A 23,867-nucleotide genomic window follows, 5' to 3' on the forward strand; every position below is an offset into this window, starting at 1 on the left:
CAATGATGAGCACGGGCGGCATGATGCGACCCGGTGAAATGGGACCGATGGGTCCACGACCGTGACGACTTGCTTCGCGGGACACGAAACCTAGCTGATTTCCGAATTCGCCTGCCCAGCAGTATGTTTAGGCGTGCTATGGGCTAAGGGTCACGAACCTTGATTACGGCCCAAGGATTCGATCGCGGCGGTCAGCTTGGTGGTGGCTTCATCGGCGATTGGCTGAAGCGCTGGCTGGGCGGCGACCTTGATCATGATCTGTGGATCCATCGCCTCGACCAGCACCGCCCCACTCTGGCTGCTTGAATCCGCTCGCACCACCACATTGCAGGGCAACAGCTGACCGATCTGACGGTCCACCTCTAGCGCCCGGTGTGCCAGTGCCGGGTTGCAGGCACCCAGGATCAGGTAGTCCTCCATGTCCTGGCCGAGCTTTTGCTTCAAGGTGGTCGTGACATCGATCCTGGTGAGCACTCCGAATCCCTGGTCCGCCAGAGCTCGAGTGACGCGTTCGACCGCGTCCTCGAATGTGGTGTTCAGCTTGGTGTTCAGACCGGTGGTCATAACTGCTCCTTCTCTGTTGCGCTGCACCACGTGTATACGCCGGCGGGATCGATCACAAGGCCACCGCCGAGCAGATCGAGCACATCGCCACGCTGATCCCCGACGAGTGGCTGGAGCCCTTGGCCACCGGGTCGGCTCAGCAATGTGCGGATCCGATACGCAAGGAATTCGAGTACGGCGCCGACGCGGTGATCATGCACGGTGCGACGCCCGACGAGCTCGAGCCGGTGGTCGCGGCCTACCGGGCGGGTTCTGCGGGCTAGCCGGACGTCAACCGGCGGCGGTGACACCGAGGCTGCTCGGTTCACCGTGATGCCGTGAGATGTTTCGTTCGAACAACTCGATCGAGTGCGCGACGCCGACTGCGCCCGTGTCGGCCTCGGGCAACCGTCCGTCGTCGGCCCGCAACTTCAGCAGCGCTTCCTCGATGGCGGCATGCGCGGCGAACAGGCACGGCGTCGAGTACATCGCCACATTCACGCCGAGGTCTTCCAGCTCGGTCAGGGAGAGCCGCGGCGACTTCCCGCCGGCGATCTGGTTGAACAGCAACGGTTTATCGCCGATGACTCCGCGGACCCTGCGGATCCAGTCCGTGCTGCGCACCCCGTCGACCAGTAATACGTCGGCGTCTGTGGCCGCCAAAGCCTCTGCCCGACGCAGGATCTCGTCATCCTCGGTCGCGTCGGTGCGGGCCACCACGACCAGGTCGGTGCGGGTCTGGAGCACCAGCCGCAGCTTCTCCAGGTATTCGTCGAGCGGCAAGATCTGCTTGCCTTCGACGTGTCCGCAACGCCGGGGTCGCTTTTGGTCCTCGAGGATCACCCCGGATGCGCCGATTTGTTCCAGGTTCTCCACCGCGTGACAGGCAACCTCGGGGTCGACGTAGCCGTCGTCGATGTCGACGAGAAGATGCTGTCGTGGAAAGGCCAGCCGGAGTCGCAGCACGAAGTTGACCATGTCTGGCCATGCGATAAAACCGATGTCGGGCAGGCCGTAATACGAGGCGGCGAAGCCGAAGCCGGAGATGAACATGCCGCCGTAGTGTTGGGCCATCAGCGAGGCGGAGAACATGTCGAACACACCGATGAGCGGCGTGACATGCTCGCCTTGGATGTCGTCGCGAAGCGCAGTGCCGTAAGTCATTTGGCGACCGTCGGCCGTCAATGACCCGGCGGGACGCACGCCCCATCCGCGTCGGCCGCCGGACGCCGCGGATGGGGCGTTGGTCATGCGGTCAATCCCCTTAAGTCGCGGCCGGATTGGAGGCTAGCAACGACCACACCAACGGCATAGTGGTGTCAAGGTGAAAACTTGCCGAACATCGACATCCGGCGAACCGGCTACGGCATGATGACGGTCCGGCTCACCGGCTCGGCGGCGGCCTGTCGGGCCGACAGCGCCCGGAGCAGGGCCGCCAGCAAGGCGTCGCGAGTCTCGCGGGGGTCGATGAGCTCGTCGAATCCCATGCTTTCGGCCGAGCGATAGGACGCTTGCAACTCGGCGTCACGCAGCTTCGCCGTGACGTCCTCGCCGGCGTGCGTCGCCCGGCCCAGCGCGGCCGCGCTCATGGCGCCCATCGTGGCGCCGGGGTAGGCGAAGGTCGCGCTCTGGTGGTCGAAACCCAGCAGCGACATGTCCATCGACCCGAATCCGTATGCTTTGCGCAGCGTCACGTGCAGCTTGATGGTGCTGGCCGCCGTCTGGGCGGCGAACATCCGCGCGCCGGCACGCAGCACCCCGCTGCGCTCGGACCGGCTACCGGGCAGCATGCCGGGGTTGTCCGCGAAGAAGATGAGCGGCAGGTGGAACGAGTCGGCCACCATGATGAAATGCGCGGCCTTGTCCGCGGCCTCGGCGTCGATGGAGCCGGCGAGCACGTTGGGCTGGTTCGCGACGACCGCGACCGGGTGACCACCGAGATGGGCCAGCGCGCAGATGATCGCCTTGCCGTACTGGGGCTGGACTTCGAACCAGTCCGGCCGGTCGAAGACCACGTCGAGCACCGCGCGCATGTCGTACACGCGGCGGTTGTCGCGCGACACGATGTCGAGCAGTTCCGGCGTCGGCCGAGGCTCGCTGTCTTCGTCAGGGGGCAGCGGGCGGGGATACGACCACGCGCTGGGCGGGAAGTAGGACAGGTAACGCCGGATGTCGGCGATCACCGCTTCGTCGTCGTCGGCGACGTTGTGGATCACCCCGCTGGGCAAGGCGGTGACCGGCCCGCCGAGGTCCTCCTTCGAAATGTCTTCTCCGGTCGACTCTTTGACGACCGGTGGCCCCGCGGTGAAGATCGCGCCCTGCGTGCTCATGATCCGGAAGTCGCACACCGGGGCCACCAGGGCGCCATGCCCGGCCGAGGGGCCCAGCACCGCGGCGACGGTCGGCACCTTGCCCGAGCACTGCGTCTGGGCGAGCAGGTCGGTGGGGGCGCGCTCGTAGTGCCCACCGCCGGGGCGAAAGCCGGCGCCTTCGAGCAGCATCACCAGCGGCGTCTTGTCGCGCAGCGCCAGCTCCCCGATGCGGTAGCGCTTGGAGTTGCCCCCGGGCCCGATGCTGCCGGCCAGGGTGGTGAAGTCTTCGGCGCCGAGCATCACCGGCGAGCCGTTGATCGAGCCCGAGCCAACCACCAGCCCGTCGGCCGCGATCTCGCCGCCGACGAGCGTGCCGATTTCGCGGAAGGTGCCCGGATCCAGGAGCAGCTCGATGCGGGCGCGGGCGTCGAGCTTACCCTTGCCGCGATGCTTCTCGAGCCGCTCGGGCCCGCCCATGCCCCACGCGTGGCGGCGCCGACGGTCGAGGTCGGTGAGCGTCTCCTCCCAATCCGGGGGTTTTGTCATGCTTCTTTCCTACCTCTGAGGGGAAGCGGTCGCGCGTCCAGATCAGCAGGGTCATATACTGGATTGCTTACTGTAAAGTTAACCGCATGCCTGATGGCCCCCAACTCAAGATCGACGGCGGCATCCCCAATCGTCTCGAACGCGTGGTTGAGGTGGTCGGCAACCTGGAACAACAGGGATACGACGGGGGCTGGACGGCCGAAACCAGTCACGACCCGTTTCTGCCGCTGCTGCTGGCTGCCGAGCACACATCGCATCTCGAGCTCGGCACCAACATCGCGGTGGCGTTCGCGCGCAATCCGCTGATCGTCGCCAACGTCGCCTGGGACCTGCAGGCGTACTCGGGGGGGGGGGGGGGGGGGCCGCTTCATTCTCGGCTTGGGCACCCAGATCCAGCCCCACATCGAGAAACGATTCAGCATGCCGTGGAGCCATCCCGCCCACCGGATGCGGGAATTCGTCTCCGCGCTGCACGCCATCTGGTCCGCCTGGAACGGCGAGGCCAAGCTGAATTTCGAGGGCGACTTCTACACCCACAAGATCATGACGCCGATGTTCACCCCGGAGCAGCACCCGTACCCGGTGCCGAAGGTGTTCATCGCCGCGGTCGGTGAGGTGATGACCGAGATGTGCGGGGAAGTCGCCGACGGACACCTCGGCCACCCGATGGTCTCGAAGCGTTACCTCAACGAGGTGACCGTGCCGGCGCTGCTGCGTGGGATGGCGCGCAGCGGGCGCGACCGCGGCGACTTCGAAGTGTCGTGCGAGGTGATGGTGGCGACCGGAGAAAGCGACGCCGAGCTGGCGGCGGCCATGACCGCCGCGCGCAAGCAGATCGCCTTCTACGGTTCCACGCCCGCCTACCGCAAAGTGCTTGAGCTGCATGGCTGGGGCGACCTGCACGCCGAGCTGAATCGCCTGTCCAAGCAAGGCGAATGGGACGCGATGGGCTCGCTGATCGACGACGACATGCTGGGAACGTTCGCTGTCGTCGGCCGCGTGGACGAAGTCGGCGCCGCGCTGAAAAGCCGGTGTGAGGGCGTGGTCGACCGCGTGCTGCCGATCTTCTACGCCGCTTCGGCGTCCTGTATTACCGCTGCAATGAAGGAGTTTCGCCAGTGAGCACAACGACGATGGACGATGCCGGAAGGCTATTGGCAGATCCGTTGGCGTACACCGACGAGACGCGGCTGCACGCGGCGCTGGCTCACCTGCGTGCCACCGCTCCGGTGTCGTGGGTGGAGGTGCCGGACTACAAGCCGTTCTGGGCGATCACCAAACACGCCGCCATCATGGACATCGAGCGGCAGAACATGCTGTTCACCAACTGGCCCCGCCCGGTGCTGACCACCACGGTCGGCGACGAGTTGCAGGCCAGCGCCGGGGTGCGCACGCTGATTCACATGGACGACCCGCAACACCGGGTGGTCCGCGCGATCGGCTCGGACTGGTTTCGGCCAAAAGCCATGCGCGCGATGAAGGTACGCGTCGACGAACTCGCCAAGATCTACGTCGACAAGATGCTGGCCGTCGGGCCGGAATGCGACTTCGTCCAGCAGGTCGCGGTGAACTATCCGCTCTACGTGATCATGTCGCTGCTGGGCATCCCGGAGTCCGACTTCGCCCGGATGCTCAAGCTCACCCAGGAGCTGTTCGGCAGCGAGGACAGCGAATTCAAGCGCGGCACCTCGAATGCGGACCAGATTCCGGCGCTGCTCGATATGTTCGGCTACTTCAACGACGTCACGGCGTCACGGCGGGCGAACCCGACCGAGGACCTGGCGTCGGCCATCGCCAATGCCCGCGTCGACGGAGAACCGCTGTCCGACATCGACACCGTGTCCTACTACCTGATAGTGGCCACCGCGGGTCACGACACCACCAGCGCGACCATTTCCGGCGGGATGCAGGCACTCATCGAGAACCCGGACCAGCTGGACCGCCTGCGCAACAACCTGGATCTGATGCCGCTGGCCACCGAGGAGATGATCCGCTGGGTCACTCCGGTCAAGGAATTCATGCGGACCGCCAACGAGGACACCACCGTGCGCGGAGTACCGATCGCCGCGGGGGATTCCGTGCTGCTGTCCTACGTGTCGGCCAACCGCGACGAGGAAGTCTTCGACGACCCGTTCCGCATCGACGTATCGCGTGACCCCAACAAGCATCTGGCCTTCGGCTACGGTGTGCACTTCTGCATGGGGGCCGCGCTGGCCCGGATGGAAGTCAACAGCTTCTTCTCCGAGCTGCTGCCCAGACTCAAATCGATTGAGCTGACCGGGGATCCGGAATTGGTCGCCACGACATTCGTCGGCGGCCTCAAGCACCTGCCGGTGCGCTACTCGCTGATCTGAGTCGGTCTCGACTCCAACTTCGGCCGCGCATCGGGCTCGCCGACCAGTTGGTGTGGCTGGCGTCCGGCGCGTTCGACTGGACGTCCGGCGAGTACTAGGCGAAACACCAGATCGCCAAGGCGGGTCGCCTGGCGGCCGATCCGCGGCGGCCCGTGAGCTGTGGGAACGCGCCGCGGCCAGGCCCGGCTGAGCCGACAGCAGCGCGCACTTTCGATATTGATTAGTATCTAATCAATACCAGCGAGTATGCTACCGGGCATGTCGCCGGTCAAACCGCCCCGCACTCGGCCCACTCGTGACGAGGTGCGCGACCGGATCCTGGATGCGGCCGCGAAAGTGTTCGCCGCCGAAGGGTTCGCCGGTGCCACCATCGACGCGGTCGGCCAGGCCGCAGGCTTCACGAAGGGCGCGGTCTACTCGAACTTCGAGTCCAAGGACGAGCTGTTCCTGGCTTTGCTCGATCGCGAGTTCGAGCTGCGCGGCGCGCAGATCGCGACGGTGCTCGACGGCAGCGGCGGTGACACCGGTTTTGCCGCAAGCGACTTGAGTCGTTCGGTGCTCGACTCGGTTCGTGACCATTCCGACTATTACGTCCTGTTGGTTTAGTATTGGCTGCGTGCGCAGCGTGATCCGCAGCTGCGCGAACGTCTGATCGAACGTCGTCGCGCCGCCGCTGACCAGGCGTTTCACCTCGTCAGATCAACCGATACCGTGCCCTCGGATCGCCGGCTCACCGACCTCGCTCAGCTCGTCGTCACCCTGAATCTGGGCGTCGCGATGAAAGAGGTCTTGCGCCCCGGAACCATCAACCCCGACCTGCTGACCCAACTGTTCACCGCACTGCTGGAATCGGTTCCGGATTCCGGCCAATAGAAAGAGCCACGCATGGATACAGACGAGTCGGACGCCGCCGCGCCGGTGATCGTCGCCACCGGATTGGGGGCGAGCGGCGAGCACGAACCATTGTTCTCCGGCGTCGATCTCGAGCTGACGCCGGGTTTCCACGCAATTCAGATGCCGGGCGGCCCGGGTCAGACCACCTTGCTGCTGACCCTCGCGGGGCGTTTCAAGGCCACCCACGGCTCGCTGACCGTGCTCGGCGAAACGGCGCCGCACGCGATTCGGCGGCATTGCGCAATTGCCGCCTTCGACGACATCGACGACCTGGAGGAGTCGGTGACGGTCCAGACCGTGCTCGCCGAACAACGCCGATGGTTGGCGCCGTGGTACTCACTGGTGCCGCCGCAGAGCGGCCAGGCCGAGCTGGCCGAAGTTTTCGGTGAAACGCCGGCACCGCCGTCGGGGGCCTACATCGTCGAATTGTCGGACCTGGAGCTGTTTTTGCTGCGCATTACCCTGGCGCTGCTGTCGGATCGCCCGATCCTGGTGGTCGGCGACCTCGAGCAGGTTCGTGACAATTCCCGGCGCGCGATCGCGGTGGAGCGACTCGGCGCGATCGCCAAGCAACGCACCGTCGTCGTCGGAGTCACCAACCCACTCGGCGCCGACGCGCCCGACCATCAACTTCACGATCACCGCATCCTGACCGGAGGGGACTGACGATGCTGGCTGGACTCGCATTCGGCTCGGAAATAAAGCGTTTCGGCCGCAATCGATTGACGCGCGTGGCCATCGTGGTGCTGATGCTGCTGCCGTTGGTGTACGGGGCGCTCTACCTGTGGGCGTTCTGGGATCCCTTCGGCCACACCAGCAAAATGCCGGTGGCCCTGGTCAACTCGGACCGTGGCGCCATGGTGTCCGGGGAGCAGTTCAACGCCGGTGCGGAGATCGCCAAGAGCCTGACCGCCGACGGCGGGTTGGACTGGCACGTGGTGGACTTAGCGCAAGCGCGCAGCGGAGTCGATCACGGCAAGTACTACTTCATGGTCGAACTGCCGCCCGACTTCAGTGAGGCAATCGCGTCGCCGGTGACCGGGCAGCCCAAGAAGGCCAACCTGATCGCCGTCTACAACGATGCCAACAACTACATTTCGACGCGCATCGGTCGCACCGCCATCAGCCAGGTGCTCAGTGCGGTGTCCGACCGGATCTCTGGGCAGGCGGTCAATCACATGCTGTCGGTGGTGGTTTCGTCCGGAGCGGGAATAAAGCAGGCGGCCGACGGGGCCGCCCGACTCGATGACGGGGCCGGTCAGCTGGTGGCCGGCCTTGACTCCGCCCGATCCGGTTCGGCCCAGCTTGCCACCGGCGCCCGGCAACTCTCGGACGGGATCAACCAGGCCACCGAGCCACTGCTGGCGATTTCCCAGGCGGTGTCGCAGATCGGCGGCAATACGCAGCAATTGCAACAGGGTGCCAGCGCACTACAGCAGGCCAGTGACCAAATCGGTGCCATCAGCACGGCGCAAGACGCCGCCGCGAACGCGTTGTCATCGGTGATCGATCAGCTCTCGGCACGGCAGGATCCGTTGGCGAACAACCTGCGCGGCGTTCAGGATCAGCTCCGCGGCCACCAGTTCACACCGCAGATTCGCCAGCAGCTGATCGACGCGCAAAACGCCGCGATCGCGATGACCACTTCGCTGCGCGCACCCGGCAGCCCGTTGGGCTCCGCCCTCGACCAAGTCGGCAACAAGGGACAGCAGCTGACGAGCAAGCTCACCCAACTTCGTGACGGAGCCCAGCAGGTCGCCTCCGGCAACGCCGGATTAGCCAGCGGCATTGCAAAACTCGACGATGGCGCCCACCAGCTCAAGGCGGGATCGGCCGGGCTGTCGACCAAACTCGCCGACGGCGCCAAGCAGTTGCCCAACTGGACGGCCCAGCAGAAGGACGCGGTCGCCGACACCATCGGCGGCCCGGTCCAACTCGACGCCTCACACGAGAACGCCGCGCCGAACTTCGGCACCGGTATGGCTCCGTTCTTCCTGACGCTGGCCTTGTTCTTCGGCGCACTGGTGCTGTGGATGGTGTTGCGGCCCTTGCAGAGCCGCGCGATCGCCGCGGAGGTGTTGGCAGTCCGCGTGGTGTTGGCCAGTTACCTGCCCGCGACCGCGATCGCGCTTTTCCAGGCGGTCATTCTCTACTGCGTGGTCCGATTCGCCCTCGGGATGCACGCGGTACACCCGGTGGCGATGCTGGCGTTCATGGTCCTCATCTCCGGCGCATTCGTGGCCGCGACACAGGCGCTCAACGCGCTCGTCGGGCCGGCGGTGGGCCGGGTGTTGATCATGGCCCTGCTGATGCTGCAACTCGTCAGCGCCGGCGGCATGTATCCCGTGGAGACCACGTCGCGACCCTTCCAGATTTTGCATCGCTTCGACCCGATGACTTACGGAGTCAATGGCCTTCGACAGCTCATATTGGGCGGCATCGATGCCCGGCTCTGGCAGGCGATCGTCGTCCTGGTTGTCATAACGGTTGTCTCACTGGCGATTTCATCGCTGTCCGCACGAAGAAATCGAACCTGGAACGTCAGTCGGTTGATTCCGGCGATCAAAATGTAGGCAGAGAGGAACCACATGTCAGGTGTCCATCACTGTGCGAGTTGTACCTCCGATGTTGAACGCTCCCTTCGATTCTGGCGTTACGGCCTCGGCCTGACCCAGATGACCGACTACGAGTTCATCGGTGACTGGCCGGAGCTGTTCAGCGCGACCGACGGCGTGCTCGTCGGACTGATTGGAAAGGCGAAATGAGCACCGCACTGGTCACCGGGGGCGCATCCGGCATCGGCCGCGAAGTTGCCGGACGGCTGCGCGACGCGGGTCACGACGTCGTGGTCTGGGACCTGTCGGATGCGGACATCGAGTGCGCCATCAGGGATTCCGAGGCGGTGTCGGCGGCGATGCAACGAACGGTGCGGGAGCGCGGGGTGCCCACCCGGGTGGTGACGTGCGGTGCGGTGGGAGCGGTCGGGCTGCTGCTCGACCAGGCGCCCACGGATTGGGAACGAGTGCTGGCGGTGAACCTCACCGGCACCTGGCTGACGATCCGCGCCGCGGCGCAGGCCATGATCGAGGCCCGGGTGGGCGGTTCGATCGGCGCGGTGTCCAGCATCAGCGGCTCGATCGCCGACCGCGACATGGGGGCCTACTGCGTGTCGAAGGCCGGCGTGAACATGCTGGTCAGGGTCGCCGCCGTCGAGTGGGGGACACACGGCATCGGTGAAGAGTTTATCACCCCGGCCGCCACGCTGCCCGAGCTGGTGAGTCGGCGCGCGGCGTCCTCGCCCGATGCCGTGCAGCCGGTGCCGGTCGACGTGATCGGCGAGATCTACATCGCCGGAACACATGTCGCGCAGGGCTACCACCGGCGGCCGGGGCTGACGGCCGAACGCTTCGTCGCCGACCCGTTCACCCCCGGCGGGCGGATGTACCGCTCGGGCGACCTGGCCCGGCGCAACGCCGACGGAGACATCGAGTTCGTCGGCCGCGCCGACGAGCAGGTGAAGATCTGCGGCTTTCGCATCGAGCTCGGCGAGATCGCCGCCGCCATCTCGGTCGACCCCAGCGTCGGACAGGCCGTCGACCTGCCCCGGCTGGGCAAGAGCCTGGTCGGCTACGTGACCCCGGCCCCCGACTGCGACATCGAATCCGTTGACGTCGAACGGATCCGGGCCCGGGTCGCCGCGGCACTGCCGGACTACATGACCCCGGCCGGCTATGTGGTGCTCGACGAGATCCCGATGACCGCGCACCAAAAGATCGACCGTGCCGCCCTGCCGCAACCGGAGATCGTGGCCGGCGCAGAGTACCGCGATCCGGCGACCGCGACCGAACGTCGCATCGCCGCAATGTTTTCCACGCTGCTCGGCCACGACCGGGTGGGTGTCGACGACTCCTTCTTCGACCTGGGCGGCCACTCGCTGGTCGCCACCAAGCTGGTCACCGCGATCCGTTCGGAATGCGGTGTGGAGATCGGCATCCGCGACGTGTTCGAGTTGGGGACGGTGGGCCGGCTCGCCGAGCGGGTCGACCAGCTGGGTTCCGGGGCGCCGGCCGAGTCACGCCCCAAGCTGATCGCGACCGCGCACGACGAACCACTACCACTGTCGGCCTCCCAGCTGCGCAGCTGGTTCACCTACCGCATCGACGGGCCCAGCTGGGTCAACAACATTCCGTTCGCCGCGAAACTGAGCGGCCCGTGGGACGTCGAGGCATTGATCGCCGCCATCGGCGACATCGTCCCCCGCCACGAGATCCTGTGCACCAGCTACGTCGAAATCGACGGGGTGCCCTATCAAGTGGTGAATCCGGCCGGTGAGCTGCCGATCCGGCGTGCCTCTTTCGACGGTGCCGTCAATGACGGCGAAGCCTGGCTGACCGAACAACTGGACATCGAACGTCAGCACTGCTTCGAACTGGACGCGGAGCGCCCGATCCGAATCGCGCTGCTGCGCACCGGCATTGACACCGACGACCATGTGATGTCATTCGTCGTCCACCACATCGCTTCCGACCACTGGTCGGCGGGCGTGCTGTTCTCCGACGTGCTCACCGCGTACCGGGCCCGGCGAGCCGGCGAGGCCCCGTCCTGGGCGCCCCTTCGCGTCCAGTACGCCGTTTACGCGGCATGGCAGCGCGCGTTCCTGAGCGATCCCAATGGCCAGGAGTCCGCTGTTGCCATCGAGCAACGCCGGTACTGGACCCGGCAGCTGGCCGGGATGCCGGAGGACACCGGACTGCGGCCGGATTTTGCCCGCCAGCCGGTGCCCAGCGGCGGGGGTGAATCCGTCGACTTTCGCATCGGCGCGGCCACCCGCGGCAAGCTCGCCGAGTTGTGCCGCGAGTTGGGCATCACCGAATTCATGCTGCTGCAAACGGCCGTCGCCGTGGTGCTGCACAAGGTCGGTGGCGGCGTGGACATTCCGTTGGGCACCTCGGTTGCCGGACGTACCGAAGCCGAATTGGACCAGCTGATCGGCTTTTTCGTCAACATCCTGGTGCTGCGCAACAATTTCGACGGCAACCCGACGTTGCGCGAACTGCTGGCTTGGGCGCGGGAGACGGCGCTGGCGGCCTACGCCCATCAGGATCCGCCGTTCGACCGGGTGGTCGACAGCGTGAGCCCGGTGCGTTCGCTGTCGCGCAACCCGCTGTTCGGTGTCGTGGTGCACGTGCGTGATCACCTGCCGGCCACCCGGATCATCGAGGCGGGGCCCGACGGCCGGGACGGCGCGGACACGGTGTGCACCTCGCTGGATCCGATCTTCGACATGGCGCATGCCGACCTCAGCATCAACTTCCTGGGCGTCGACGGCACTGACGGCGCGGGATACAGCTGCAACGTCATCTTGCGGACCGAGCTGTACCGCCGCTCGACGATCGAGCGGGTGGCCGGCTGGTTGGCCCGCACCATCGCCGAGTTCGCCGACAATGTCGACCAGACGCTGAGCGATGTCACGGTGATCGACGACGGCGAACAGCGCCGCATCCTGACCGAGTGGAGCCGCGGTCCTCGCTCGCCACAGGATCGGCCGCGCACGATTCCGGAATTGCTTGCTCCCAGCCGGAATTGGGGTGCCGACCGGGTCGCGGTGGTTTGCGGTGACGACTAGATCGACTACCCGGCGCTGCATCGCCGTTCGGACAACCTGGCCGCACTGCTGGGCGAACACGGGGTGACCCCGGGGTTACTGGTCGGGCTCTCGACACGACGCGGCATCGACATGGTGGTGGCGCTGGTGGCCATCATGAAGGCCGGCGCCGGTTACTTCCCGATCGACCCCGATTATCCGCTGGCACGCAAGCAATTCATGCTCGACGACGTCGTACCACCGGTGGTGTTGGCCACGGCCGAAGCCGCCGACAGCACGCCGGAAGTGCCCGGGGTCACGGTGATTTCGCTAGACGACCCGCGGGTGCGGGCGGCCGTGGAGAGCAGTGACGTGGTGCACCCGCCGGCGCCCGCACCCCATCCCGACGACCCGATGTATCTGGTGTTCACGTCCGGGTCCACCGGCAAGCCGAAGGGCGCGGTGGGTACGCATCGGTCGATGGCGGCCCGCCTGGATTGGCAGCTGCGGCATTACCCGCCGTGCGCCAACGACATTCGCTTGGCGCAGACCTCGATCACCTTCCTCGAGGGCGGCATGGAGATGCTGGCCGGGTTGGCGGCCGGGGCCACGATGATCCTCGCCGACGACGCCGAGCACCGGGACGCCGAAGCACTGGCGGCGCTGATGGACCGGCATTCGGTGGCGCAGGTGACCGCGGTGCCCAGCCTGGTCTCCGCGCTCGTCGACACCCGGCCCGATGTGGTGCGCTCGCTGTCCCGGCTGGTCTGCGGTGGCGAGCCGGTGAGCAGGTCGCTGCTGGAGCGGTTGGTGGCCGCGTGCGCCGACAACGCCGACATTCAGCTGCTGAACAACATCGGCTCCACCGAGACCTCCGGTGCGGTCTCCCGCGGGCCGCTCGGTCTGCCGAATCCGTTGGTGGGGAAGCCGGTAGCCGGTGCGGAGGCCTACCTGCTCGACGACCGCCTGCGCCCCGTGCCGGTCGGGGTGGTCGGCGAACTGTATTAAGCCGGCGGCCAGTTGGCCCGGGGTTACTGGAAACGGTCGGGCCTGACCGCGGCGCGGTTTGTCGCCAATCCCTATGCCACCAACCCGGGTCGCGGCTGTACCGCAGCGGCTACCTGGCCCGGTGGACGCCGGACGGCCAGCTCGAATTCGCCGGCCGCATCGACCATCAGATCAACGTGCGGGGCTTCCGGGTCGAGTTGGGCGAGCTGGAGGCCGCGCTGGCTGCGGCCGACGGGGTGGCCGCCGCGGTTACCCGGACCTGGGAGGTGCGCGGCGGTCTGTCGCTGGCCGGATACGTTGTGCCGCATCGGCCGATCGTCGACGACGCGGAGAAGGCGGCGTTCGCGAACGCGGTGCGCGCCGCGGTTGCCGCGACGCTGCCGGGATACATGATGCCGTCGTCGTTGACCGTACTCGACGCCCTGCCCAAGACGGAGTCGGGCAAGCTGAACCGCCCCGGCCTGCCGCAGCCGTCGGTCAGCACCACCGCCCGGGCCGAACCGGCGCGCACCGATACCGAACGCGCCCTGGCGACGGTGTTCGCCGAACTGCTGTCCACCCCGGAAGTCGGGCGCTTCGACGACTTCTTCGCCCTCGGCGGAGACAGCATCCTGTCGGTGCAGCTGTCGGCGCGGGCCCGCGCCGCCGGCCTGCCGGTCAGCCCGCGCATGGTCTTCGAGCATCCGACGCCCGCGCAATTGGCCGCCGCCCTGGACGCGTTGGGCGACGGCCAGACCGACGCCGATGCGGCCGCGGCCGACACCCGTTTCGAGCCGATGGCCGCGTCCGGATTGTCGGCCGACGATCTGGCTGCCGTGTCGCAGCTGTGGGCGTCGTCGCGCGACGGCACGTCATGACGGCCACGAAGGCCGATGTCGCACCCGACATCGAGGACGTGATGGCGCTGAGCCCTCTGCAGGAGGGCCTGTATTCGCTGAGCGCGCTGACCGAATTCGTCGAGGGCGAAGCGGCTGACGATCCGTACATGATCGGGATGGCCGCCGACATCTCCGGCGTGCTGGACGTCGAGCTGTTGCGCGATTGCGCCACAAAGATGTTGGTGCGACACCCCAACCTGCGGGCCAGCTTCTTCAGCCGCGGGTTCCGCGCCCGGTGCAGATAGTGCCGGCGCGCGTCGAGTTGCCTTGGCAACTCGTCAAAGCCTCGCCCGACCAGGTGCAGGCGCTGGAGGTGGGCGAACGTCGTCGACCGTTCGATCTGGAGCGCGGACCCGCCATGCGTTTCATGCTGATCGAATTGCCGGGCCACGATGGCGTTTGGTGATCACCGCCCACCACATCGTGATCGACGGCTGGTCGCGGCCGGTGTTCGTCAACGAGCTGATGATCTTGTACGCCGCCGGGGGAGACCCGGCCGCGCTGCCCGTGGCGCCGCGCCCGTACCGTGACTACATCGGGTGGCTGGCCGGCCGCGATCCGGAAGCTAGCCAACGGGTTTGGCGCCAGCACCTGGCCGGTCGGCCCGGTCCCACCCTGCTGGCCGCCGCGCTCGGTTCGGCCGAGGCGGCCGAGGGCCGGACGGCCGGCCTGCCGCGCACCACCGAACTGCGGCTGCCGCCCGAGGTCACCGAACGGCTCGTCGAAGGCACCCGCTCGCGTGGGATCACCGTCAACACCCTGATGCAAATGGCTTGGGCGCTGGTGTTGTCGTGGCTCACCGACACCCGCGATGTGGTCTTCGGCGTCACCGTGTCCGGTCGGCCACCCGAACTTTCCGGGGTCGAGACGATGATCGGCCTGTTCATCAACACCGTGCCGATGCGGGTGCGGCTCGACCCGGCCGCCGGGCCTGCTCCTCCAGGACATCGGCGGCCGAGGACACACTTTCGCCGGGGGTGGCCAGCAGGGCCGCGATCGCGCGGGCGCGAGTGGTGTATTCCGGAGCGAGAATGCGGCGCAACTCCGCGACCAGCGAATCCATCGTGGTTGCCCGAAACTCCTGGCTCGAGCCGACTTTCAGGCGTTGCACGGTCTCCGCCCAGACCTGTTGATCGTCGACCCCGAGCGTCAGGATCAACGCCGGAACTCCGGCCCGCAGCCCCGCGGCCGTGGTGCCGGCGCCGCCGTGGTGGACGACCGCGCGGCACGCCGGAAAGACAGCCGCATGGTTCACCTCACCGACCACCTTGACGTGGTCGAAATGGCCGACGGCGGTGAAGTCGTTGGGGCCGCTGCAGATCAGGGCTCGCTCGCCCAATTGCGCACAGGCCTCGGCGATCATCGCGACGGTCTCGGCCGACGTGACCCGCACGCCGCTGCCGAAGCCGAAGTAGATCGGCGGGGTGTCGGCGCGGATCCAGGACAAGGCCTCGGCATCGCCGTCCGTCGGCAACTCCAGCGTCAGCGATCCGACGAAGGGCCGCCGCAGACCCTGCTGCGCCCAGTGCGCGGCCAGCCCGGGAAAGCAGAGCTTGTCGTAGGCCTGGATCTCGCACGCGGCACCTCCGCCGGCCTCCGCCAGGCCCAGTTCGGCGCGCTGGGCCGCTTCGGCCTCGGCCGCCAGCCGCGCCAGCAGGTCATTGGGGTTCACCGCGTCGACCGGGAAGAAGTGCAGCGCCGCCTGGGCGATGCCGTAGTGGCGTGCGACATTGGTGGCCAGTCCCTGCTCGCTTTTGCCGGTCAGCACCAGGTCGGCGCCGTCCGCAAGAGCCAGCAGCGACGTGCCCCACTGGACCCATGCCTGTCGGATCTGATCGGTGAATGCGGACATCAGCAGGATCGGGTTCTGCCGCGTCGTGTGCGAAAAGTCCATGTGCTGAGGAGGATTCGGGCCGAAGGGGCCGGCGGCCAGCCCCGCCGACTTTACAAAACCGATCATGTTGGGCGTGACCGCCATGGCCACGTCGTGACCGCGACGTAGCAACTCCCTGCCGACGGCGGCGAAGGGCTCGATGTCGCCGCGGCTGCCGTAACCGGCCAGCGCAAATTTCACGGGAGATCCTTACTCGCGGAACTGCCTACACGTCGACCGTTCGACCCTGGTGGTCGAGCCGTTCGGGCGCAACCGCGCCAGGCAACGGCCGTTCTTAACATTTCCATATTTCCCCGGGCCGGCGCCCGGTTGTGCCCGCGCGTGCGGGCGGCCCGGACCCGATGCAGTAACTTCGGTTCGATCATGGAAGCTCTTCTGCTGGCGCTTGCCGGTCTGGCCTTCCTCGACTCGCTGAATGTCCTCAACGTGGGCGTCGTGTCAGCCGTCGTGTACGCCAGCCGACTCGATCGCCGATCGCCGGTCCCGGGCCGCATGAGCTTTATCGCAGGACTGTTCGCGGTCAACATCACGTTCGGTGTCTGCACCGTACTCGGACTCGGGCTGCTGAAGCACTCGGTCGACTTTAAAATCACTCCGGCGCTTCACTTTTGGGGCCAACTCGCATTGGGTGTGGTGCTGATGTGCCTGGCCTACTTTCCGTTGACCGCGCAGACGTCGGCTCCGGGCTGGGCGCTGGCGGCCATGCGGCAGCGCCCCTGGCTGCTCGGAATTCTCGGCTCCGCAGTCGGCAGCGGCCAAGCGCCGACCTCGATTCCCTACCTCATCGGGTTGGCCATGCTGGCCGCGCTGCATCCACGACCGCCCGGGTGGCCGCTGCTGATTTGCGGCTATTGGATGCTGGCGCTGACGCCGTCGCTGGTGATTCTGTTTCTGGCCACCCGCAAGACCAAACGAGCCGTCCGGGTGCAACGCGGCATCGTGCGCGGCCTCAGTCGCTACGGTCCGATCTCGGTACGAATACTATTTCTGGTCGTCGGCGTCGGACTGGTGGCCGATGCTCTGCTGTTCCGCAGCGTGCTGTGGTGAGGCCAGCGATGGGAGTACGGCGGGTGGCACGCACGTGACGACGACAGCGCGCCGTCCGATCCGGGTGCTGACGATCGGCAACGCCCCGGCCGGGCCCAACAGTCGCGGCGGCATGGCGACGATGATGCGCCTGCTGATCGAGGACAACGACGCGCGGTTCCGGATCCGCCTGGTGCCCACCTATATCGGCGCCCCGCGGCCAATGCAGCTGTGGACCGGGATTGTGGGCATGTTCAAGGCATCCGCGCTGTTGGTGTTCGGCTTCGTCGACGTTTTGCACGTGCACTATTCGTGGCGCGGCAGCATCGTGCGCAAGGCGGTGCCGTTGTTCGTGGCCCGGCTGTGCGGCGTCCCGACCATCGTCCACAGCCACACCACGCACTTCTTCTCGTGGCTCGGTGAACTGCCGCGGCCGGTGGGGCGCGCCGTACGCCGCGCGCTGCGTGCCGATTATTCGATCGTGCTCGGCCAATTCCACGTGCAGCACGCGTGCGACAGCCTGGGATTCGACTAATCGCGCATCCGAGTGCTCTACAACCCGGTGGTGGTGCCCGCCGTCGCACCGTCATCGCGCACCGGGCAGCCGATGCGCGCGGTAGCGCTGGGCCGGCTCGGTGAAAACAAGGGAAGTTACGACCTGGTCCGCGCGATCGGCATGTTGCCCAGCGACATTCGCGCCAAGCTGCGACTGACACTGGCCGGCGACGGGGACGTCGAGCAGGTCCGCGGCATCGTTCGGGCCGACGCACTCGACGAGACCATCGACGTCGTCGGCTGGGTCGGGCCCGAGGAGCGAGACCGGCTGTTGGCGGAGTCGGCGATCTTCGTGTTGCCCAGCTACAGCGAGGGCCTCCCCATGGCGGTGCTGGAAGCGATGGCCAATGGCGTGGTCCCGGTGACCACCGCGGTGGGCGCGATACCGGAGGTGATCACCGACGGGGTCGACGGTGTGCTGGTTCGGCCCGGCGACGCTGACCAGCTGGCGGAGGCGCTGCAGTCCCTGATCGTCGACACCGAGCTGCGCAATCGGCTCGCCGCGGCCGCCTATGAGCGGGCCGTGAATTCGACGTCGCTCGCTGGCGGGCCGGGCTGCACGAGGTGTGGCTGGCGGCCGTCGCGCTAGCGGCGGGGCCGCCAGCCGGAGACCATCAGGCGGAAGTAGTCGAACGACGTATCGCTGCCCACCGCCAGTCGCGGCAGCGCCATCGGATCGCAGCGGCGGTCGGCGAAGCCCGGCATGGTCGACAGCGCCCACCGCACGCCGCGGCCGCGCAGCGCGTCCTGGGCGCGGGCGTCGAAATCCTGCGCGCGGCCATTGTGATACGCGAAAACCGTTGGCGCGCTGCGGGTCTAACGTTCCAGCGCCGCACAGGACTCCGCTATTTCGCGCTCGACCTTGTCGTCGCTGCAGCGGGACAGGATCGGATGCGTCACCGAGTGCGGATACAACGTCACCAGCCCGTCGGCGGCCATTTCGCGCGCGTCGGCCCAAGAAAGCATCCGGAACGGACCCGGGTCGATGTCGTCGCGCCAGCCCAGTGCGCCGACGACGTCGTCCAGCACCGCGATCCGTCGCGCGTCGTTCAGGTCTTTCAACCGCTGCACGACGGCGGCGTAGACCTTGCCGCGCTCGGCGGTGCCGGTAAGCGAACACGTGCCCAGTCCCAGTGCGGTGAGATCGGCCTCGGTCGCGGTGGTGTGTGCGATCGCGAGCCAAAGCCGGTCGGGCCAAAGGGTTTCGCCGCTGACCATCGGGCCCGTCGCCAGGAACACCGCCGCGGGCAGACCCAGCTCGCGCAGCACCGGCACGGCGTGTGTGGCGAGATTGCGGGTGCCGGCGTCGAAGGTGATCGCCATCGTACGCGGCGGCAAACTCCGGGACTCGAGCCGATCCAGGGCCTCCTCGAGCGGAAGGACGTTGAAGTGCTCACGGATGTATTCGAGTTGACGGCGGTACATCGCCGAGTCCATGACATGCCAGCACGCCGGCGACAGCGGTTCGTCTTCGACTCCGTGGAACATCACGATGCCGAGCACATCGCGGTATCGCCGCCGGGCAAGCGCGGGTACTCCGGCGGCGCAAAGCATCCCGGCCGCGGCGTTCTTGATGGTCGTCCGGGTCGCGGGCGAGACGAGGTCGGTCAGGTGTGCCATTGAATCGCGAACTGTAGCGAGCCCGGTCGATCCGGCGTGGCAACTCCCGCCGCCGACTTTGCCACAGCAGGTCGTAAGGCCCGCCGTTTGCTTCCAGTTCACCTACAAGTTGGAGGGTAAATATATGCTCACACCCATGAAAGCAGCACTAGCGGCGTCCTCCATCGCCCTGCCCGCACTGCTGTGTTCAGTGCCAGCAGTCGCCAACGCCGACCCGGAGCATACGCCCGAGTACATCTCCTACCTCGACCAGAACAACATCCACTACTCCAGCCACGAGACGATCGTCCACGTGGGGACGAACTTGTGCAACGAGCTGCGTAACAACCTGATCCCACCGGATCAGGCCCTGCAGCGTATCCAGAACATGGGTTACACCCAGCAGCAGACGAAGATGATCGCCTTCGCCGCGGTCGAGGCGTTCTGCCCGGACATGGATATCGACGCCCAGAAGGCGCCCAAGTCCTAGACCGGCCCCACCGGGTCCGAGACGGTTCGGCGACATCGCGGTCGCCGAACGCCGCTTTTGGTGACGGTGATGTTATTTGCGTGAAAGTTTGCTGAGTGCGCGCGCCCAATACCCGTGTGGCGGAACCGAATACCCGAGCAGCCCGCCGACCGGCGGGCCGAAACTTGGCCTCCAAAGAGGTGCCGGCCTGGGTATGGTGAGCCGGTGGAGGGAAAGGAGTTTGGCCGCTACCGGCTCGTCGAGTTGTTGGGCCGGGGCGACCTGGGGGAGGTGTGGCGCGCGTACGATACCGAGACCGCCAATCGCACCGCCGCACTCAAGCTGCTGCCGCCACAGTTGGCCGCCGACCCCGCGATCGCGGAGCAGTTCCGTCGGGAAGCGGCCGCGGCGGCACGGCTGAACCATCCGCACATCGTGCCCATCCACGGCTACGGCGAGATCGACGATCAGCTCTATCTCGACATGGAGCTCATCGATGGGCCCAATCTGCTAGAAGTATTGGCGGGCGGGCCGCTCGAGCCCGCTCGCGCGGTGCGGATCATCGGACAAGTCGCGCAGGCGTTGGACGCCGCGCACGGGGCCGGGCTGGTGCACGGCGATGTGAAACCCTCCGACATCCTGTTTGATCGCGACGACTTCGCCTACCTGATCGATCTCGGGCTGGCTCGGTTGGCGCCGTGGTACGAAACGCGATTGGCGAACTCCGACAAGGAGATTGCCAGTTGGCACTACATGGCTCCAGAGAGATCCGGGGCCCGCGAAGCCGACGCTCGCGCCGACATCTACTCGCTGGCTTGCGTGTTCTACGAATGCCTGACCGGACAGCCGCCCTTCGCCGGGGACACGTGGCTGTTCGCCGCGCACCTGAGCACCCCGCCACCCCGGCCGTCGGCCAACCGGCCCGGCGTGCCCCCGGGCCTCGACGCCGGCGTCGCCACCGGCATGGCCAAAGACCCCGCCAACCGTTATGCCACGGCCATCGCGATGGCCGACGCCGCCCAGCACGCGATCGCCCCGCCCCCACCACGACGCAAGCAGGTGCCCAACATGGCCAAACACGCTGTGCCCGATGGCCAACCACCGCAACCGGAGCCGCTTCCGGCCGCGAACCGGCACGTCGCGCCCCCGCCACCACCCGTCACTTCGTACCTGGCGGTCGAAGCATCGCCGGCCGAAGAGCCGTCCGGCCTGGACCCGTTCAGGCAGCCGTGGCCAGACGAGGCCGACACCTCGCCACGGCGCCCGTGGTGGCGACGGCCGGTCATCGTGGTTCCTGCCGCGCCGTTGACGGCGGCGGTCGCGGTCGCAGCGGTCGTCGTGATCGTCGTGAGGTTCGACAGCGGCCGGACCAAGCAGGCCGCCGTCTACCACGACCCCGTATTCGGCCCGCAAATAACGTTGCCGTTCAACGGACTTGGCCACCCGGCCGATGTTGAGGTGGATCCCGCCGGCAACGTCTATGTCGCCGACGACATGAACAATCGAGTGCTGAAACTGGCGGTGGGGTCGAGCACCGTGGTGCAGCTTCCGCTCACCGGCCTCAATTCGCCCGAGGGCGTGGCGGGGGACAGCGCCGGGAACCTGTATGTCGCCGACACCAACAACAATCGGGTGCTCACGGTGCCGGCCGGGACGAACACCCCGATTGTCCTGCCGTTCACCGGCTTGCACCGGCCCCAGGGGGTGGTGACGGACGATGCGGGCGCGCTGTATCTGGCCGACACCGACGCCAACCGGGTGCTACAGCTGACCCCCGGCTCGAACAGCCCGATCGAGCTGCCGTTCACCGGCCTCAACGGGCCCGAGGGAGTCGGGCTGGACAACGCTCGCAACGTCTACATCGCCGACTCGGGCAACAGCTGGGTGGTGGAGCTGGCGGCGGAGTCGGGCCGCCAGAGCGTGGTGCCGTTCAGCGGCCTGTTCAGACCTGGGGACCCCAGCGGTGTCGCGGTGGACAGCGGCGGTGACATCTTCGTCACCGACTACACCAACAATCGGGTGCTGAAGATGGAGGCCGGGACGGGCAAACAGAGCGTGCTCCCGTTCGTCGGCCTCAACCACCCCAGCGGCATCGCCGTGGACAAGGCGGTCAACATCTTCGTCACCGACTACACCGGTGACCGGGTCGTGAAGCTGCCCGCCAAGTGACGTGCCCGGCAAGCGAAGAGTTGGCCAACTGCTCACGTGGCGGATACCCGGTCATGGCACGGTAGCCGCGTGACAGCCGAATCCCAGGTTAGCCGGATACGCGCGGTCGACCGATTCCACAAGTGCTGCGAGGCGGTCGTCAGCCGGCTTCCGTTTGGGCTCGGCTCGGTCATCGCCTCGACATTCCTCGGCTTCTGCTTGATCAACGGCTTCACCTTCGGCGTCGATCTCGCGCTGCTCACCACGTTGCGCGACGGGCTCGACCTTCCGGTGCCGGTTGCCGTCACCGTTTCCTACGCGTGCGCCTTCGCGCTGAGCTACGTGCTCAACCGCACCTTCAACTTTCAGTCCCACGGCGCGGTGGGTTCCCAGGTCGCCGTCTACGTCGTCGTGGTCGTAGTCAACTACCTGGCGTTCATTCTCGGGGTGACCACGCTGCTGTCGGTCCTCGGCGTGCAATACCAGCTGTCGCGCATTGTCGCGGGCATGTGCGAAGCGGCGTACATGTACAGCGCGATGCGGTGGGTGGTCTTTCGCCGCTGACCCGCGGTGCCCGCTGCGCGATCGGTGCTTAGGGTTGAAGCCGACTCAGTGCAGAGGAGGCACCCGTTGAGCGATCACGAAGTGAAGATGATCATCCTGTCCACCGACAACCTGGACGAATCGATCCGGTTCTACAGCGAGACCCTGGGCATGCCGCTGAAATTCCGCGACGGCGCCCACTTCGCCGCCCTCGACGGCGGGCCGATCACCCTCGCGTTGGCGACCGACGTGGACCATCCCATCCCCGGGCAGGTCGTCGTCGGCATCAAGACCGCCGATGTGGACGGTGCGGCCAAGGCGGTCGAGGCCAGCGGTGGCGGCATCGTGAAAGGACCGTACGACGACGCCCACGAGCGTCGGGCCGTGGTCTACGACATCAAGGGCAACGGCGTGGTCTTCTACAAGCCGCTGTCTCGCTGACAAACGCGCGGCCTCACGAAGTGCGGTGGGATCCGTTGGCTTGGAAGATAACCCGTCGACCGACCATCACGGCGTGATCGGCGAACCGTTCGTAGTAGCGGCTGAGCAACGTGACGTCGACAGCGGCGGCGACGGTGTGCGACCACTGCCGGTCCATCAGGATCGTGAACACGAGGCGGTGTAGCTCGTCCATCGCGTCGTCGTCGGCGAGCTCGGCGGCTTGCTCTGGATTTCCGGACAGCACAACCTTCGTCGCACTGCGGCTGAGATCCACAGCGATGCGGCCCATTTCGACGAAGTAGGGCTTGACGTCGTCAGGGAGCGCGCTTGCGGGATGCCGCAACCGGGCGGTGTCGGCGGCATGCAGGGCCAGGGCGGCCATGCGGTAGATGTCGGCGACGTTTTGCAGGCTGCCCAGGATCGCCCGCAGGTCGGTGGCGACCGGCGCCTGCAGCAGCAGGTTGTAGGCGCCGGTCTCGGTCTGGGAGACGCGCGCGACGAAGTCCGGGTGGGCACTGATCACGGTTTCGGCCCGGACCAGGTCCGCACCCAACAGGGCTTCGGTGGCCCGGGCCATCGCGGTGCCGCTGAGATCGCACATGTCGGCGATGTGCTGGCTGAGCGCATCGAGCTGGTGATGAAATGCGGTCCGCATGCGGACTAGCGGGTCGCGTCGGGAGGCCAGCCGATGGCCTCCAAGCGACGCTGTACGCGATCGATCTCGTCGTCCGACGGCGGCTCGTCGGTGATTCGTGTGATGGCCGAACCGATTTCGGCCGCATCGATTTGCAGATCGCCGCGCTCTGCCAGCGTGGCGGCCACCGCGGACACCTCTTCGTCGGTCAACCGGCGGCGCAGCACCGCCAACAGCGCGAAGCAATCGGTCGGTGGAACGCCTTCCAGGTAGCCCGCCCGCACGAACTCCACCATCTTCATCACCACGTCGGCGAGATTGATCCTGAGACTCATGAGACGCGGGTGCCACCGATCCGGCGGTCTAAACGTGAACGCTTTCCCACCAGACGGTTGCCGGCGGTGCACAGCATCCGCGGTGACTTGCACTGTTGCGTTGG

19 protein-coding genes and 5 pseudogenes are annotated in these 23,867 nt (G+C 66.9%); 17 read left to right on the plus strand and 7 right to left on the minus strand.

Features of this window, described 5'->3' with window-relative positions; all coding sequences use genetic code 11:
- Positions 1–150: 150 nt before the first annotated feature.
- Positions 151–564, minus strand: coding sequence for a DUF302 domain-containing protein (locus tag T428_RS0102475; RefSeq protein ID WP_025735231.1), 414 nt, complete (start codon positions 562–564; stop codon positions 151–153).
- Between the two features lie 38 nt (positions 565–602).
- On the opposite strand from T428_RS0102475, the pseudogene T428_RS31565 reads away from it, so the two are divergent.
- Positions 603–827, plus strand: a pseudogene (locus tag T428_RS31565) (TIGR03857 family LLM class F420-dependent oxidoreductase); the annotation flags it as partial.
- Between the two features lie 7 nt (positions 828–834).
- On the opposite strand, the gene T428_RS0102485 reads toward T428_RS31565, so the two are convergent.
- Entirely contained in the window at positions 835–1,707 is an 873-nt protein-coding gene (locus T428_RS0102485) for an isocitrate lyase/PEP mutase family protein (protein ID WP_025735232.1), read from the minus strand.
- 197 nt (positions 1,708–1,904) lie between these two features.
- On the minus strand, positions 1,905–3,401 hold the full coding sequence (locus T428_RS0102490; RefSeq protein WP_025735233.1) for an acyl-CoA carboxylase subunit beta: 1,497 nt from the start codon (positions 3,399–3,401) through the stop codon (positions 1,905–1,907).
- An 86-nt stretch (positions 3,402–3,487) separates the two neighbouring features.
- Here T428_RS0102490 and T428_RS25160 point away from each other — a divergent pair.
- From T428_RS25160 to T428_RS31570, 9 genes and pseudogenes are all read left to right on the plus strand, one after another.
- Positions 3,488–4,523, plus strand: a pseudogene (locus T428_RS25160) (LLM class F420-dependent oxidoreductase).
- An 11-nt stretch (positions 4,524–4,534) separates the two neighbouring features.
- A complete protein-coding gene (locus tag T428_RS0102500) occupies positions 4,535–5,755 on the plus strand; it encodes a cytochrome P450 (protein WP_025735234.1) in 1,221 nt (406 codons plus the stop codon).
- Positions 5,756–6,001: 246 nt separating this feature from the next.
- Positions 6,002–6,628, plus strand: a pseudogene (locus T428_RS25165) (TetR/AcrR family transcriptional regulator).
- A 12-nt stretch (positions 6,629–6,640) separates the two neighbouring features.
- Positions 6,641–7,315, plus strand: coding sequence for a hypothetical protein (locus T428_RS0102510; protein ID WP_025735235.1), 675 nt, complete (start codon positions 6,641–6,643; stop codon positions 7,313–7,315).
- Between the two features lie 2 nt (positions 7,316–7,317).
- A complete protein-coding gene (locus tag T428_RS0102515; protein ID WP_025735236.1) occupies positions 7,318–9,222 on the plus strand; it encodes a YhgE/Pip domain-containing protein in 1,905 nt (634 codons plus the stop codon).
- A 188-nt stretch (positions 9,223–9,410) separates the two neighbouring features.
- Complete coding sequence (locus tag T428_RS35905) at positions 9,411–12,275, plus strand: SDR family NAD(P)-dependent oxidoreductase (RefSeq protein WP_425411974.1); 2,865 nt, start codon at positions 9,411–9,413, stop codon at positions 12,273–12,275.
- A gap of 63 nt (positions 12,276–12,338) precedes the next feature.
- Positions 12,339–13,241: an AMP-binding protein gene (locus tag T428_RS35910; RefSeq protein ID WP_425411975.1), complete on the plus strand. Its 903-nt coding sequence runs from the start codon at positions 12,339–12,341 to the stop codon at positions 13,239–13,241.
- 176 nt (positions 13,242–13,417) lie between these two features.
- Positions 13,418–14,098 (plus strand): phosphopantetheine-binding protein, encoded by a 681-nt coding sequence (locus T428_RS35915; RefSeq protein ID WP_036466835.1) that lies wholly within the window; start codon positions 13,418–13,420, stop codon positions 14,096–14,098.
- A pseudogene (locus tag T428_RS31570) lies at positions 14,095–15,046 on the plus strand (condensation domain-containing protein); the annotation flags it as partial. The gene T428_RS35915 and the pseudogene T428_RS31570, both read left to right, overlap by 4 nt.
- On the opposite strand, the gene T428_RS0102545 reads toward T428_RS31570, so the two are convergent.
- Positions 15,006–16,193 carry a glycosyltransferase gene (locus T428_RS0102545; RefSeq protein ID WP_025735239.1) on the minus strand — a complete coding sequence of 396 codons (1,188 nt, stop codon included), beginning with the start codon at positions 16,191–16,193 and terminating at the stop codon, positions 15,006–15,008. The pseudogene T428_RS31570 and the gene T428_RS0102545 overlap by 41 nt on opposite strands.
- Positions 16,194–16,376: 183 nt before the next feature.
- On the opposite strand from T428_RS0102545, the gene T428_RS0102550 reads away from it, so the two are divergent.
- Genes T428_RS0102550 through T428_RS30885 form a run of 3 tightly spaced genes read left to right on the plus strand, consistent with a single transcriptional unit; the run spans position 16,377 to position 18,183 of the window.
- Positions 16,377–17,060, plus strand: coding sequence for a GAP family protein (locus T428_RS0102550; RefSeq protein WP_025735240.1), 684 nt, complete (start codon positions 16,377–16,379; stop codon positions 17,058–17,060).
- 34 nt (positions 17,061–17,094) lie between these two features.
- Positions 17,095–17,574: a hypothetical protein gene (locus tag T428_RS30880; RefSeq protein ID WP_156942821.1), complete on the plus strand. Its 480-nt coding sequence runs from the start codon at positions 17,095–17,097 to the stop codon at positions 17,572–17,574.
- A gap of 12 nt (positions 17,575–17,586) precedes the next feature.
- Positions 17,587–18,183 carry a glycosyltransferase gene (locus T428_RS30885; RefSeq protein WP_051465096.1) on the plus strand — a complete coding sequence of 199 codons (597 nt, stop codon included), beginning with the start codon at positions 17,587–17,589 and terminating at the stop codon, positions 18,181–18,183.
- Here T428_RS30885 and T428_RS25190 read toward each other — a convergent pair.
- A pseudogene (locus T428_RS25190) lies at positions 18,180–19,214 on the minus strand (polysaccharide deacetylase family protein). The gene T428_RS30885 and the pseudogene T428_RS25190 overlap by 4 nt on opposite strands.
- Positions 19,215–19,350: 136 nt before the next feature.
- Here T428_RS25190 and T428_RS33120 point away from each other — a divergent pair.
- The 4 genes from T428_RS33120 to T428_RS0102575 all read left to right on the plus strand — a co-directional run bounded on the left by T428_RS33120 (position 19,351) and on the right by T428_RS0102575 (position 22,794).
- The gene (locus tag T428_RS33120; RefSeq protein WP_169733607.1) at positions 19,351–19,683 is read left to right on the plus strand and encodes a DUF732 domain-containing protein; all 333 of its coding nucleotides are present in this window, start codon (positions 19,351–19,353) and stop codon (positions 19,681–19,683) included.
- A 204-nt stretch (positions 19,684–19,887) separates the two neighbouring features.
- Positions 19,888–21,831 (plus strand): serine/threonine-protein kinase PknD, encoded by a 1,944-nt coding sequence (locus tag T428_RS0102565; RefSeq protein ID WP_025735242.1) that lies wholly within the window; start codon positions 19,888–19,890, stop codon positions 21,829–21,831.
- Between the two features lie 69 nt (positions 21,832–21,900).
- On the plus strand, positions 21,901–22,374 hold the full coding sequence (locus T428_RS0102570) for a GtrA family protein (protein ID WP_025735243.1): 474 nt from the start codon (positions 21,901–21,903) through the stop codon (positions 22,372–22,374).
- 66 nt (positions 22,375–22,440) lie between these two features.
- Positions 22,441–22,794 (plus strand): VOC family protein, encoded by a 354-nt coding sequence (locus T428_RS0102575; protein ID WP_025735244.1) that lies wholly within the window; start codon positions 22,441–22,443, stop codon positions 22,792–22,794.
- Between the two features lie 13 nt (positions 22,795–22,807).
- Here T428_RS0102575 and T428_RS0102580 read toward each other — a convergent pair whose 3' ends face one another.
- Positions 22,808–23,449, minus strand: a complete 642-nt coding sequence (locus T428_RS0102580) for a phosphate signaling complex PhoU family protein (RefSeq protein WP_025735245.1) — start codon at positions 23,447–23,449, stop codon at positions 22,808–22,810.
- Between the two features lie 5 nt (positions 23,450–23,454).
- A complete protein-coding gene (locus T428_RS0102585) occupies positions 23,455–23,763 on the minus strand; it encodes a DUF3349 domain-containing protein (protein WP_025735246.1) in 309 nt (102 codons plus the stop codon).
- Between the last annotated feature and the right edge of the window lie 104 nt (positions 23,764–23,867).

The sequence above is a fragment of the Mycobacterium genavense ATCC 51234 genome (assembly GCF_000526915.1).
In the GTDB taxonomy this organism is placed as follows: Bacteria; Actinomycetota; Actinomycetes; order Mycobacteriales; family Mycobacteriaceae; genus Mycobacterium; species Mycobacterium genavense.